This is a genomic window from Enterobacter sp. SA197, from assembly GCF_054131575.1.
Genome location: NZ_CP096393.1, coordinates 92834 through 105847, shown reverse-complemented (window position 1 = coordinate 105847; position 13014 = coordinate 92834). Strand labels below are relative to the sequence as shown.

General features: G+C 54.9%; 13 protein-coding genes. 9 read left to right on the top strand and 4 right to left on the bottom strand.

Going from position 1 to position 13014, the window contains the following annotated elements:
* The 3 genes from hslU (at position 1) to rraA (ending at position 2912) form a co-directional block, all read left to right on the top strand.
* The gene (gene hslU / locus M1D91_RS00505; protein WP_437432258.1) at positions 1-1335 is read left to right on the top strand and encodes an HslU--HslV peptidase ATPase subunit; all 1335 of its coding nucleotides are present in this window, start codon (positions 1-3) and stop codon (positions 1333-1335) included.
* A gap of 69 nt (positions 1336-1404) precedes the next feature.
* A complete protein-coding gene (gene menA / locus M1D91_RS00500) occupies positions 1405-2334 on the top strand; it encodes a 1,4-dihydroxy-2-naphthoate polyprenyltransferase (protein ID WP_437432257.1) in 930 nt (309 codons plus the stop codon).
* A 92-nt stretch (positions 2335-2426) separates the two neighbouring features.
* Positions 2427-2912 carry a ribonuclease E activity regulator RraA gene (gene rraA / locus M1D91_RS00495; protein WP_437432256.1) on the top strand — a complete coding sequence of 162 codons (486 nt, stop codon included), beginning with the start codon at positions 2427-2429 and terminating at the stop codon, positions 2910-2912.
* Positions 2913-3488: 576 nt separating this feature from the next.
* Here rraA and zapB read toward each other — a convergent pair.
* Complete coding sequence (gene zapB, locus M1D91_RS00490) at positions 3489-3734, bottom strand: septal ring assembly protein ZapB (protein WP_121497563.1); 246 nt, start codon at positions 3732-3734, stop codon at positions 3489-3491.
* A 447-nt stretch (positions 3735-4181) separates the two neighbouring features.
* Between zapB and M1D91_RS00485 the strand changes: the two genes are divergently transcribed.
* From M1D91_RS00485 to fpr, 4 genes are all read left to right on the top strand, one after another.
* Positions 4182-5027 carry an MIP/aquaporin family protein gene (locus tag M1D91_RS00485; protein WP_437432255.1) on the top strand — a complete coding sequence of 282 codons (846 nt, stop codon included), beginning with the start codon at positions 4182-4184 and terminating at the stop codon, positions 5025-5027.
* A 21-nt stretch (positions 5028-5048) separates the two neighbouring features.
* Positions 5049-6557 (top strand): glycerol kinase GlpK, encoded by a 1509-nt coding sequence (gene glpK, locus M1D91_RS00480; protein WP_437432254.1) that lies wholly within the window; start codon positions 5049-5051, stop codon positions 6555-6557.
* 270 nt (positions 6558-6827) lie between these two features.
* Positions 6828-7838 (top strand): class II fructose-bisphosphatase, encoded by a 1011-nt coding sequence (gene glpX, locus M1D91_RS00475; protein ID WP_437432253.1) that lies wholly within the window; start codon positions 6828-6830, stop codon positions 7836-7838.
* A gap of 217 nt (positions 7839-8055) precedes the next feature.
* Complete coding sequence (fpr, locus tag M1D91_RS00470; RefSeq protein WP_437432252.1) at positions 8056-8802, top strand: ferredoxin--NADP(+) reductase; 747 nt, start codon at positions 8056-8058, stop codon at positions 8800-8802.
* Here fpr and M1D91_RS00465 read toward each other — a convergent pair whose 3' ends face one another.
* A complete protein-coding gene (locus tag M1D91_RS00465) occupies positions 8803-9222 on the bottom strand; it encodes a DUF805 domain-containing protein (protein ID WP_437432251.1) in 420 nt (139 codons plus the stop codon). It lies immediately after the preceding gene.
* 112 nt (positions 9223-9334) lie between these two features.
* On the opposite strand from M1D91_RS00465, the gene M1D91_RS00460 reads away from it, so the two are divergent.
* Together M1D91_RS00460 and tpiA are read left to right on the top strand one after the other, a co-directional pair.
* Positions 9335-9922 carry a DUF1454 family protein gene (locus M1D91_RS00460; RefSeq protein ID WP_437432250.1) on the top strand — a complete coding sequence of 196 codons (588 nt, stop codon included), beginning with the start codon at positions 9335-9337 and terminating at the stop codon, positions 9920-9922.
* Positions 9923-10029: 107 nt separating this feature from the next.
* Positions 10030-10794 carry a triose-phosphate isomerase gene (gene tpiA, locus M1D91_RS00455; protein ID WP_437432249.1) on the top strand — a complete coding sequence of 255 codons (765 nt, stop codon included), beginning with the start codon at positions 10030-10032 and terminating at the stop codon, positions 10792-10794.
* A 49-nt stretch (positions 10795-10843) separates the two neighbouring features.
* Here tpiA and M1D91_RS00450 read toward each other — a convergent pair whose 3' ends face one another.
* Both M1D91_RS00450 and M1D91_RS00445 read right to left on the bottom strand, forming a co-directional pair.
* Positions 10844-12148, bottom strand: coding sequence for an SLC13 family permease (locus M1D91_RS00450; protein ID WP_437432248.1), 1305 nt, complete (start codon positions 12146-12148; stop codon positions 10844-10846).
* A gap of 73 nt (positions 12149-12221) precedes the next feature.
* Positions 12222-12977 carry a CDP-diacylglycerol diphosphatase gene (locus tag M1D91_RS00445; RefSeq protein ID WP_437432247.1) on the bottom strand — a complete coding sequence of 252 codons (756 nt, stop codon included), beginning with the start codon at positions 12975-12977 and terminating at the stop codon, positions 12222-12224.
* Positions 12978-13014: the final 37 nt, after the last annotated feature.

Sequence of the window (13014 nt, the reverse complement as noted above, 5' to 3'; positions counted from 1 at the left end):
ATGTCTGAAATGACCCCACGCGAAATTGTCAGCGAACTGAACAAACACATCATCGGTCAGGACGCGGCGAAACGCTCCGTCGCTATCGCGCTGCGTAACCGCTGGCGCCGTATGCAGCTTGATGAAGAGCTGCGCCATGAAGTGACCCCAAAAAACATTCTGATGATTGGCCCGACCGGTGTCGGTAAAACCGAAATTGCCCGCCGTCTGGCGAAGCTGGCCAATGCGCCTTTCATTAAAGTCGAAGCTACAAAGTTCACCGAAGTGGGCTATGTTGGTAAGGAAGTGGATTCCATCATTCGCGATCTGACCGATGCTGCGGTAAAAATGGTGCGTGTCCAGGCCATTGAGAAAAACCGTTACCGCGCGGAAGAGATGGCCGAAGAGCGCATCCTGGATGTGCTGATCCCACCAGCAAAAAACAACTGGGGGCAAGCAGAGCAGCCTGCCGAACCGTCCGCCGCTCGCCAGTCATTCCGCAAAAAATTGCGTGAAGGGCAGCTGGATGACAAAGAGATTGAGATCGATCTCGCCGCGGCCCCGATGGGTGTCGAAATCATGGCCCCTCCGGGTATGGAAGAGATGACCAGTCAGTTGCAGTCGATGTTCCAGAACCTGGGCGGTCAGAAGCAGAAGCCGCGCAAGCTGAAAATCAAAGACGCGATGAAACTGCTGGTGGAAGAAGAAGCTGCCAAACTGGTCAATCCGGAAGAGCTGAAGCAGGATGCTATCGACGCGGTTGAGCAGCACGGTATCGTCTTTATCGATGAAATCGACAAAATCTGTAAACGTGGTGGCAACACCTCCGGCCCGGATGTCTCCCGTGAAGGCGTTCAGCGTGACCTGCTGCCGCTGGTGGAAGGTTGTACTGTCTCCACAAAACACGGCATGGTGAAAACGGACCACATCCTGTTTATCGCCTCCGGTGCGTTCCAGGTTGCCAGCCCGTCAGACCTGATCCCGGAATTACAGGGCCGTCTGCCGATTCGCGTTGAACTGAAAGCGCTGACCACCGAAGATTTCGAGCGCATCCTGACCGAGCCAAACGCCTCTGTTACCGTACAGTACAAAGCGCTGATGGCGACCGAAGGCGTGAACATTGAGTTTACCGATGATGGGATCAAGCGTATCGCTCAGGCTGCGTGGCAGGTCAACGAAACCACCGAGAACATTGGTGCGCGTCGTCTGCACACAGTGCTGGAGCGTCTGATGGAAGATATCTCTTACGACGCAAGCGACCTGAATGGCGAAAGTATTACTATTGATGCCGACTATGTGAGTAAGCATCTTGATGCTTTAGTGGCAGATGAAGATCTGAGCCGTTTTATCTTATAATCCCCGCCACAACGTTTTCATCATTTTTGATGGGGGCTTATGCCCCCATTTTTATTATTGGCTGGGATTATGACCGAGACACAACCTTTGAGCCGCACCCAGGCCTGGCTGGAAAGCCTGCGGCCTAAAACCCTTCCGCTGGCTTTTGCCGCCATTGTGGTGGGCACGGCACTCGCCTGGTGGCAGGGTTTCTTTGATCCCCTGGTTGCCATACTCGCGTTAAGCACCGCCGGCCTCCTGCAAATTCTTTCCAATCTGGCTAACGATTATGGCGATGCTGTCAAAGGCAGCGATAAACCTGACCGTATTGGCCCTCTGCGTGGGATGCAAAAAGGGGCGATCTCCCTTGAGCAGATGAAACGCGCGCTGATTATCGTCATCGTTCTGAGCTGTATTTCAGGTCTGCTACTGCTGCTGACCGCCACCCATACATTGATGGACTTTATCGGTTTCGTAGTACTGGGTGGATTGTCAATTGTGGCCGCTATCACCTATACCGTCGGCAAGCGCCCCTATGGTTATATTGGCCTGGGTGATGTCTCGGTGCTGATTTTCTTCGGCTGGCTGAGCGTCATGGGAAGCTGGTATCTCCAGGCACACATGCTGAGCCCGGCGATTTTCCTGCCTGCTACCGCCTGCGGCCTGCTGGCTACGGCCGTGCTTAACATCAATAATCTGCGCGACATCGACAGCGACAGGGTGAACGGCAAAATCACCCTCGTCGTTCGTTTAGGCCCGGTGAATGCCCGACGTTATCATGCCGGCCTGCTGGCGGGCGCGCTCCTTTGTCTGGCGTTGTTTAACCTGCTTTCGTTGCAGAGCGTCTGGGGCTGGTTGTTCCTGCTTGCCACTCCGCTGTTATTCAAACAGGCGCGCTTTGTGATGCGCGAACTGAATCCGAACGCTATGCCGCCGATGCTCGAACGCACGGTAAAAGGGGCGTTGTTAACTAACTTATTGTTTGTGATTGGGATTATCTTAAGTCAGGTGCATTTTTAACTGACGAAGGTCAATTAACAATTGATGATTTTGCCAACAACGCGTGATGCGCGATATACTGACTATTCTCGCAGCAACTGAACGTTAAGCCTATGAAATACGATACGTCTGAGCTCTGTGACATCTACCAGGAAGATGTCAACGTCGTGGAACCGCTGTTCTCCAATTTTGGTGGACGGTCGTCGTTTGGCGGTCAAATCATCACGGTGAAATGTTTCGAGGATAACGGGTTGCTCTATGATCTGCTCGAACAGAATGGCCGTGGTCGCGTACTGCTGGTCGATGGCGGTGGTTCGGTGCGCCGTGCCCTGATTGATGCGGATCTTGCCCGCATCGCCGCCCAGAACGAATGGGAAGGCATTGTCGTCTATGGCGCGGTGCGTCAGGTTGATGACCTTGAGGAACTGGATCTGGGTATTCAGGCCATTGCCGCCATCCCGGTGGGAGCAGCAGGAGAAGGGATTGGTGAGAGCGATGTCCGCGTCAACTTTGGCGGTGTGACCTTCTTCTCCGGCGACCATCTCTATGCTGACAACACCGGTATTATCCTTTCCGAAGATGCGTTAGATATCGAGTAGTTCGCTTTCGCTTTATATAAAAAGGGCACCCTCGGGTGCCCTTTTTATTTTACGCGCAAGTTGAAATCAACAATTACGCGAAAGATTTCGTGTTGTAGCAAGGCGGCCAGTACGCGAATCCCCGGGAGCACAGATAACTATGTGACCGGGGTGAGCGAATGCAGCCAACGCCGCTACGGCGCGAAAGATAAACCCGACATTACGCGAAAGATTTCGTGTTGTAGCAAGGCGGCCAGTACGCGAATCCCCGGGAGCACAGATAACTATGTGACCGGGGTGAGCGAATGCAGCCAACGCCGCTACGTCGCGAAAGATAACCTCAACATTACGCGAAAGATTTCGTGTTGTAGCAAGGCGGCCAGTAAGCGAATCCCCGGGAGCATAGATAACTATGTGACCGGGGTGAGCGAATGCAGCCAACGCCGCTACGTCGCGAAAGATAACCTCAACATTACGCGAAAGATTTCGTGTTGTAGCAAGGCGGCCAGTAAGCGAATCCCCGGGAGCATAGATAACTATGTGACCGGGGTGAGCGAATGCAGCCAACGCCGCTACGGCGCGAAAGATAAAGCGTAATCAGACTTCTTCCATGCGCCCTAAGAGAGCCTGCAACCGCTCCTGCCAGCCATGCTGTTGGTCTTTAAGCTGGTTGTTTTCACGTTCCAGCTCTTCACGACCCTGCTGAGCAGAATGAATCTCCTGGCTCAGGCTGTTGTTCTTCTCTTTCAGCTCTTCGATTTCCATCTGCAACAACGTGATGGTATCAATCGCCTGCTGTACTTTTGCTTCCAGTTTCTCGAATACTTCTAATGACATCGTCATACCTCTCCTGAATTGCAAGGCGTTGATGAACAGTTGCACCTCTCGGGTACAGCTTCGTTCCGTGAACGGCGACGCCTCAATGTTTAGCGCATGGCCCTGGTGTCCGATTGTATGAAGCCCTACCGCCCCTGTCCAGCGACAAGCCGCGCAGATCAAGCTTTGCAACACTTTTCAGGTTATGCCTGGGCTGCTGGCGGGCCTACTCCTTAATTGTTAAATTATGGGTTACAAAAATGATTCAGTTCACACTTCACTCAATGTTCACATCATTCGCAAACGCGCCTCATAGCGCGAAAACGCTCATTTTATTGACGTAGCACACACATTTTAATTTCGATATTTCTCGTTTGTGAGCGTTAACGATAAATTAACAGTATGTCTACACGACATCGTGGAGCCCGACCTCCATGCAAACAATAACCATTAAACTCTTGGCAGGATCCGATTATGAGTCAAACCTCAACCTTAAAAGGCCAGTGCATCGCCGAATTTCTCGGAACCGGGTTGTTGATTTTCTTCGGTGTGGGATGCGTTGCTGCGCTGAAAGTGGCGGGCGCCAGCTTCGGACAGTGGGAAATCAGTATCATTTGGGGCCTGGGTGTGGCGATGGCCATCTACCTGACCGCAGGGGTTTCCGGCGCACACCTTAACCCGGCAGTGACAATCGCGTTGTGGCTCTTTGCCTGTTTTGACGGGCGCAAAGTTGCTCCTTTCATTTTTTCCCAGTTTGCCGGTGCGTTCTGCGCTGCTGCGCTTGTTTACGGGCTTTATTACAATCTTTTCCTCGATTACGAACAAACTCACCACATGGTACGTGGGACGGTTGAAAGTATTGATCTCGCGGGCATTTTCTCAACTTACCCTAACCCACATATCAATTTTGTGCAGGCCTTCGCGGTTGAAATGGTGATTACCGCTATTCTGATGGGCGTCATTATGGCGTTAGGGGACGATGGTAACGGTATTCCACGTGGTCCACTTGCGCCACTGCTGATCGGCCTGCTGATCGCGGTTATTGGTGCTTCTATGGGCCCACTGACCGGGTTTGCGATGAATCCGGCACGTGATATCGGGCCGAAAGCGTTCGCCTGGCTGGCAGGTTGGGGCAATGTTGCCTTCACCGGCGGTAAAGATATTCCTTACTTCCTCGTGCCGCTGTTCGGGCCGATTGTCGGCGCAGCGCTGGGTGCCTTCGGTTATCGTAAACTGATTGGCCGCCATCTGCCGTGTGATGTTTGCGCCGTGGAAGAGAAAGATTCCACGCCTACCGCTCAACAAAAAGCTTCGCTGTAATGTGACTACGGGACATAAATCATGACTGAAAAAAAATATATCGTTGCGCTCGACCAGGGCACTACCAGCTCCCGCGCCGTTGTAATGGACCATGACGCCAACATCATCAGCGTATCCCAGCGCGAATTCGAACAAATTTATCCGAAGCCAGGCTGGGTTGAACATGATCCCCTGGAAATCTGGGCTACCCAGAGCTCCACCCTGGTTGAAGTGCTGGCAAAAGCCGATATTAACTCCGATCAGATCGCGGCGATTGGTATTACCAACCAGCGTGAAACGGCGATTGTCTGGGAACGTGAAACCGGCAAACCGATTTATAACGCCATCGTCTGGCAGTGCCGCCGCACCGCGGATATTTGCGAGCAACTAAAACGTGATGGTATGGAAGAATACGTGCGTAGCGCCACCGGTCTTGTGGTTGACCCGTACTTCTCCGGAACGAAAGTGAAATGGATCCTCGACCACGTTGAAGGCTCACGCGAGCGAGCAAAACGCGGCGAACTGCTGTTTGGTACCGTTGATACCTGGCTTATCTGGAAAATGACCCAGGGACGCGTACACGTGACCGACTACACCAACGCCTCCCGTACCATGCTGTTCAACATTAATACGCTGGAATGGGATGACAAGATGCTGGAAGCGCTGGATATTCCACGCGCGATGCTGCCGGATGTCCGCAAATCTTCTGAAGTTTACGGGCAGACCAATATTGGTGGTAAAGGTGGTACACGTATTCCGATCGCCGGGATTGCCGGTGACCAGCAGGCGGCGCTGTTCGGCCAGCTTTGCGTCAAAGAAGGGATGGCGAAGAACACTTACGGTACCGGCTGCTTTATGTTGATGAACACCGGTGAGAAAGCGGTGAAATCAGAAAATGGTCTGCTGACCACCATCGCCTGTGGCCCAAGCGGTGAAGTGAACTATGCACTGGAAGGTGCGGTGTTCATGGCGGGTGCGTCTATTCAGTGGCTGCGCGACGAGGTGAAACTCATCAGCGATGCGTTTGACTCTGAGTATTTTGCTACCAAGGTGAAAGACACAAATGGCGTGTACGTTGTGCCTGCGTTCACCGGTCTGGGCGCGCCTTACTGGGACCCCTATGCCCGTGGTGCAGTCTTCGGTCTGACCCGTGGGGTGAATGCAAACCACATCATCCGCGCCACCCTGGAATCCATTGCTTATCAGACACGGGATGTGCTGGAAGCGATGCAGGCCGACTCCGGCATTCGTCTGCACGCCTTGCGGGTGGACGGCGGTGCCGTCGCCAACAACTTCCTGATGCAGTTCCAGTCCGACATTCTGGGTACCCGCGTGGAGCGCCCCGAAGTGCGTGAAGTGACGGCGCTGGGTGCCGCCTATCTGGCCGGTCTGGCCGTTGGTTTCTGGCAGAATCTGGATGAACTGCAAGAGAAGGCGGTGATTGAGCGCGAATTCCGCCCCGGTATTGAAACCACCGAGCGTAACGTGCGTTACAACGGCTGGAAGAAAGCAGTAAAACGCGCCCTGGCGTGGGAAGATCACGGCGAGTAATCCCCTCACCCCTGCCCTCTCCCCAACGGGGAGAGGGTGAAAACCAGCCCCGTTCACTCACCCTCCGTTCCGGAAAAAAACCGCGCTGTACAATCCCCTCATCCTTTTGGGAGTGGATGAAAACCGACACCGCTGCACCTGGATAGAAAACCGCACCGTACCATCCCCTCGCCCCTTTGGGGAGAGGGTTAGGGTGAGGGGACCCGGCCGCACCCTCGCGCCCTCTCTGTGTTAAACTTCGCGCAATTTCTTTGACTTCACGAGTATGCAATGAGACGAGAACTTGCCATTGAATTTTCCCGCGTGACGGAAGCGGCGGCGCTTGCTGGTTACAAGTGGCTGGGGCGCGGTGATAAGAACGTAGCTGACGGCGCAGCAGTTCACGCGATGCGCATCATGCTTAATCAGGTCAACATCGACGGCACCATCGTCATTGGCGAAGGGGAGATAGACGAAGCCCCAATGCTTTACATCGGTGAGAAAGTCGGTACCGGCAAAGGGGATGCGGTGGACATCGCCGTGGACCCGATTGAAGGTACGCGTATGACCGCGATGGGCCAGGCGAATGCCCTGGCGGTGCTGGCGGTGGGCGATCGAGGGTGCTTCCTCAACGCACCGGATATGTACATGGAAAAACTGATTGTCGGGCCGGGCGCAAAAGGCGCGATTGATCTCAACCTGCCGCTGGATGAGAACCTGCGTAACGTCGCGGCTGCGCTGGGTAAACCGCTCGCTGAGCTGACGGTGACCATTCTGGCGAAGCCACGTCACGAAGCGACCATTGCCGACATGCAGAAACTCGGCGTGCGCGTGTTTGCCATTCCGGACGGCGACGTTGCCGCCTCCATTCTGACCTGTATGCCGGACAGCGAAGTTGACGTGCTCTACGGAATTGGCGGCGCACCAGAAGGTGTGGTCTCCGCTGCCGTTATCCGTGCACTGGACGGAGATATGCAGGGCCGCCTGCTGGCTCGTCATCATGTGAAAGGTGACAGTGAAGCGAACCGACGTATCGGGGAAAATGAGCTGGCACGCTGCCAGGAGATGGGTATCGAAGCGGGTATCGTGTTACGTCTGGACGACATGGCGCGCAGTGACAATGTGATTTTCTCCGCGACCGGCATCACCAAAGGCGACCTGCTGGACGGTATCAGCCGCAAAGGCAATATCGCCACCACCGAAACCCTGCTGATTCGCGGCAAATCACGCACCATTCGCCGTATTCAGTCAATTCATTATCTGGATCGCAAAGACCCGGACGTGCAGACCCATATTCTGTAAGTGTGTCTCCTGCATCACCCAGGTTGCAGGCTGACGGCAGCGAGCCATCCCGATGAACTTATTCGTAAGTGATTCGCGTGAAGGCGTGTAGCCAAGGCATCTGCAACCTTACGCAGGGCGGGTATATTTGTCAGGGAGAGCTTTCCGGTGCTCACGGGCTGGAAATCCTCTCCATTCACGACGAAGATAAGGCAATGATTCTGAACAGGAGAAAATCATGGCCGACTGGGTTACAGGAAAAGTGGTTAAAGTCGAGTTCTGGACCGACGCGTTGTTCAGCCTGACCGTTCATGCCCCCATCCTTCCTTTCACCGCCGGACAGTTCGCCAAGCTCGGGCTCGAAATCGACGGGGAACGGGTGCAACGCGCCTACTCACACGTTAACGCGCCAGGAAATCCTGATCTTGAGTTCTATCTGGTCACCGTGCCGGAAGGCAAACTTAGCCCTCGCCTGGCCGCACTCCAGCCAGGGGATGACATTCTGATCGTTAGCGAAGCCGCTGGCTTCTTTGTGCTTGAAGAGGTGCCGGACTGCGAAACCCTGTGGATGCTGGCCACCGGCACGGCTATTGGCCCTTACCTGTCGATTTTGCAGGAGGGCAAAGATCTCGAACGCTTTAAAAATCTGGTGCTGGTACATGCGGTGCGTTATGCCGCCGATCTCAGCTACCTGCCGATGATGCTGGAGCTTCAGCAGCGCTACGAAGGCAAATTACGCATTCAGACGGTGGTGAGCCGCGAAACGGTTTCAGGTTCGCTGACCGGGCGCGTACCGGCACTTATCGAGAGCGGCGCACTGGAGGAGGCCGTCGGATTACCGATGACGCCAGAGACCAGCCATGTGATGCTGTGCGGTAACCCGCAGATGGTGCGTGATACGCAGCAACTGCTGAAAGAGACCCGGCAGATGGCCAAACACTTACGCCGTCGACCGGGCCATATGACGGCGGAACACTACTGGTGATTAGCGGTACTTTACGTCCAGCGTATCTTTACCAAACTTGTTTTCACCCTGGGTGCCCACAAAGGCGCCCAGGTCAATGAACATTCCCACCATGATAAGCGCAGGCACAAAACGTCCGACAGCCCACTGCAACGTGGCGTTTAACATATCCCAGTTCCCGGCAAGCAGCATCCAGGCGAGTATAAATAACAGTGCCCAGGGGCCAGATTTGCCGCGATCGTGCAGGCGTTTAATGACCACGCAGGCGGTCGGCCAGAGCAGACAAACCAGCATGAACGCCGCAGTCTGGCTGGCAAGCAGACTGAAACTGACCGCATAAAAGAGCGCCGCCATTGCCACCACCCAGATGACCATCCATACCCAAAAGTCACGGCGGCCAATGCGCCCTTTAATTGAGAATAACCACTGCTGAATACCCATGTAAGGTTCCTTATTATCGTGATGCGGCTAGTTTACCCTGGCGGCGCGACTTTTTGACAAGCCCGGCGGTTATCGTTTTAATCGTGAGCAAAATGAAATGAGGATGATGTTGATGAAAACCTGGTGGCTCCTGTTGGCGGCACTGATGATAGTTTCGCCTGCGCATGCAGACGATGCCTCATCCGTACCGGCGGCACCCTATTTATTGCCCGGTGCCCCGACCTTTGAACAATCTATCAGCCAGTTCCGGGAAAGTTTTAATGAGGACAATCCTGCGCTTGCGTTGAATGAGTTCCGCGCCATTGAATCGGGTGCTGACACGGCGCGTATCACCCGTGCGGCCACCAGGATTAATGACAATCTTTATGCGTCCACGGCACTGGAGCGCGGTACGCTGAAAATTAAGTCAATGCAGATAACCTGGCTCCCCATCAGAGGACCAGAGCAAAAATCGTCCAGAGCGAAAGCGCAGGAGTATATGGCTGCGGTGCTGCGGGAGTTTTCGCCCGGTCTTACAAAAGCGCAAAGCCTGCAAAAACTGCAAAAGCTCCTGAACAGCGGCAAAAACAAATTATGGTATGCCGAAACGGAAGGTGCGATTCGCTATGTTGTCGCAGATGACGGTGAAAAGGGGCTGACCTTCGCAGTTGAACCGATTAAGCTGACGTTATCTGAGAGCACCCAAGGCGACAATAAATGACAAAAAGCAAAGCCTTTGCAGGGACGAATCTCTATACTGTTTCACAGACCACGCTGCCCTGAGGGGTAGCTATATTCCTTAATTCGCTTCGTGCGTGGAGAGTAAAAATGCGACATCCTTTGGTGATGGGTAACTGGAAACTGAACGGCAGCCGCCATATGGTAAACGAACTGGTTGCTAACCTGCGTAAAGAGCTGGCTGGCGTTACCGGTTGTGGCGTAGCCATCGCGCCACCTGATATGTACCTCGATCTGGCAAAACACGCCGCTGACGGCAGCCACATCGTGCTGGGCGCGCAGAACGTTGACGTTAACCTGTCTGGCGCATTCACCGGCGAAACCTCCGCTGAAATGCTGAAAGATATTGGTGCGAAATACATCATCATTGGTCACTCTGAGCGTCGTACCTACCACAAAGAATCTGATGAATTCATCGCGAAGAAATTCGCCGTGCTGAAAGAGCAGGGTCTGATCCCGGTTCTGTGCATCGGTGAAACCGAAGCAGAAAACGAAGCGGGTAAAACGGAAGAAGTGTGCGCGCGTCAGATTGACGCCGTGCTGACAACCCAGGGCGCTGCGGCCTTCGAAGGCGCTGTTATTGCATACGAACCTGTATGGGCTATCGGCACCGGCAAATCAGCTACCCCGGCGCAGGCACAGGCCGTTCACAAATTTATCCGTGACCACATTGCTAAAGCCGACGCGAAAGTGGCTGAGCAAGTGATCATCCAGTACGGCGGTTCAGTTAATGCGTCCAACGCGGCTGAACTCTTCACTCAGCCGGACATCGACGGCGCGCTGGTTGGCGGTGCATCCCTGAAAGCTGACGCTTTTGCGGTGATCGTTAAAGCAGCAGAAGCCGCCAAAGCGTAATTTCCTGGCCCCTCTCTCTGCAGGGAGAGGGGCACAGACCCATCAAGACCTACAATTTCCCCAGCACGCTAAACCACGCATAATCCAGCGGTAACAGCACCAGATACGTTGCCACCGCCAGCGCGAAACATAACAACATTCCCGCCCGGGCAGGCACCTTACCCAGCGCCATTGCCACCACAATCGGTGACGCCTGGTACGGCAGCAGCGGCGTGGAATAGCCCAGCACCTGAATCATAATTACCGACAGCAGCGGGAACCCGGTAGCATCGGAGAAACTCTGTGCCAGGGTGGTGAAAAGCGCCGGCACGCCGTTGGCGGTCATGATGAAATTTAATGCCGTCGTGATGCCGGTCAGCGCGAGGAAGCTGGTGAACGGCTTCTCCGGATCAAGCGGCATCACATGCAGCAGGGCGTTGCCCACCGCCGCACCGATCCCGGTTTGCGTCACTGTAATCGCCAGCCCCAGAATACCGGCTACGTAGATACAGGTACGAATATTCACGCCGCTGGAAAACTCCTCGCCATTGATAAAGCCGACCCGTGGCAACAACGTAATGCAGGCCGCTACCAGGCCCGTCCACGCCGGGCCAATGCCGTGCAGGCTCTCCGTCACCCACATCGTCAGAACAACGGCCAGCAGCCATGCCAGCCGCTTCTCTGCCCGGCTCATGGGTTCTGACGGTGCCATTTCTTTTGCAGCATGCGGTTTGCCTGGGAAGAGCCAGCAAATCAGGCCAATCAGGATCAGACCTTTGAGTATGCCGAGCACCGGCGTGTGCAACAGCAGATAAGGAACATAATTCAGGTGAATGCCGTACGATCCTTCCGCCGCCCCGCTCATGACAAGGTTGGGGACGTTCGCAGGCAGAATGGTCGCAGAGAGCTGGAAGGTACCAAACCCGACCGCCAGCGCCAGTCCGTACCAGGCGCGCGTGCCTTCCGCGATACCCGCCCGTGCTGCCATTGCCGCCACAATGGGCATCAACAGCGCAATACGCCCCATATTGGAGGGCATCACAAAGGCCAGCGCATAACTTAGCAGAACCACGCTTGCCACCATGAGCAACCACGAATCCGTCAGTTTAGAAGACAATGCCCGTGCGGCCCGGTCGGCCAGCCCGGTTTTGCGAATCGCCACGCCGAGCACGAAACCGCTGAACACCAGCCAGAACGCCGAAGACGCGAAGCCGCCAAAGATAACGTCCGGCGGCGCAATTTTGGCAATCATTGCCGCGGTGAAAAACAACAGCGCCGTGATGAACTCCGGCAACAGCGAGGTCGCCCAGAGCACGATGGTTATGCCAACGATTACGGAAGGAAGGAACAGAGGGTGAGTAAACCAGAGCGACATGCCTGTCTCCTGTAGATAATTTCGGCAAGTGTAGGGCGACAGACTTGCCTGGTAAACGCCAAATCTGGTGGGATCAGTTCAGGATAGTGCACTGATGATCCTGGAGTTCCTCCGCAAACCCGCGGTTAAAGGTGAGCGCATCTCGTTGTGTTGCCAGAAGCACAAAGGAGCCATCAGCCTGCTGCACCAGGGCCAGTGAATACCGTCCCATATGGTCACGGGCACCAGGCACCTCTTCTGCCAGCATCAGGAACGGACTGCGCTTTACCAGTTCGGCTTCCGTGACCCGCCGCGCCAGATAGTGATGCCTCAGCAGTCCACCGGGCAGCGCCAGCCAGCGGCTGCTAATACTGGCTGCTTCACGGTCAAGCGTGGTTCGCACGTCGCTACGCAGGCAGGAGATGTGAATATGAAAGTGGTTTTGAGTGCGCCCGGTACGGGAGTTGATGGCCAGTGAAATCGCACTATTCGGAACCGGGCCGCCGTGCCTTTTTTCCATCACCCCGCGCGACTGCCAGGCCTGCCAGAAAAAGTTCGGCGTGTAGGGCTGCAGTAACAGTGGACTTTCAATCCCGTTAATACGGTAGGTGGGCATAAGAAGATGTTGCAGCGGGCCGTGTCGGTCTTTGAGCAACACATAACCCGCGTCCAGGTTAGCCTGAACACAGGGTTCGGGCTGCTGTTTATCACGCTGATGAGGGACGCATTGCCCGATCACGGTCTGGCGAAGTTGATCCCTGTCGCCGCTGTGCCACCAGTACGCGCCGTAAGCCGCCGCCAGCAGCATTAACATCACCAGCACGCTTACGGTTCGGAGCACCATCTTCATTAGCCGTCCTCATTTCAGGCAGAACATGAAGCATAGC

Excerpts from the sequence above, each read along its gene's own strand:
- hslU (WP_437432258.1), top strand. The coding sequence starts at position 1 with ATGTCTGAAATGACCCCACGCGAAATTGTCAGCGAACTGAACAAACAC.
- menA (WP_437432257.1), top strand. The coding sequence starts at position 1,405 with ATGACCGAGACACAACCTTTGAGCCGCACCCAGGCCTGGCTGGAAAGC.
- rraA (WP_437432256.1), top strand. The coding sequence starts at position 2,427 with ATGAAATACGATACGTCTGAGCTCTGTGACATCTACCAGGAAGATGTC.
- zapB (WP_121497563.1), bottom strand. The coding sequence starts at position 3,734 with ATGACGATGTCATTAGAAGTATTCGAGAAACTGGAAGCAAAAGTACAG.
- M1D91_RS00485 (WP_437432255.1), top strand. The coding sequence starts at position 4,182 with ATGAGTCAAACCTCAACCTTAAAAGGCCAGTGCATCGCCGAATTTCTC.
- glpK (WP_437432254.1), top strand. The coding sequence starts at position 5,049 with ATGACTGAAAAAAAATATATCGTTGCGCTCGACCAGGGCACTACCAGC.
- glpX (WP_437432253.1), top strand. The coding sequence starts at position 6,828 with ATGAGACGAGAACTTGCCATTGAATTTTCCCGCGTGACGGAAGCGGCG.
- fpr (WP_437432252.1), top strand. The coding sequence starts at position 8,056 with ATGGCCGACTGGGTTACAGGAAAAGTGGTTAAAGTCGAGTTCTGGACC.
- M1D91_RS00465 (WP_437432251.1), bottom strand. The coding sequence starts at position 9,222 with ATGGGTATTCAGCAGTGGTTATTCTCAATTAAAGGGCGCATTGGCCGC.
- M1D91_RS00460 (WP_437432250.1), top strand. The coding sequence starts at position 9,335 with ATGAAAACCTGGTGGCTCCTGTTGGCGGCACTGATGATAGTTTCGCCT.
- tpiA (WP_437432249.1), top strand. The coding sequence starts at position 10,030 with ATGCGACATCCTTTGGTGATGGGTAACTGGAAACTGAACGGCAGCCGC.
- M1D91_RS00450 (WP_437432248.1), bottom strand. The coding sequence starts at position 12,148 with ATGTCGCTCTGGTTTACTCACCCTCTGTTCCTTCCTTCCGTAATCGTT.
- M1D91_RS00445 (WP_437432247.1), bottom strand. The coding sequence starts at position 12,977 with ATGAAGATGGTGCTCCGAACCGTAAGCGTGCTGGTGATGTTAATGCTG.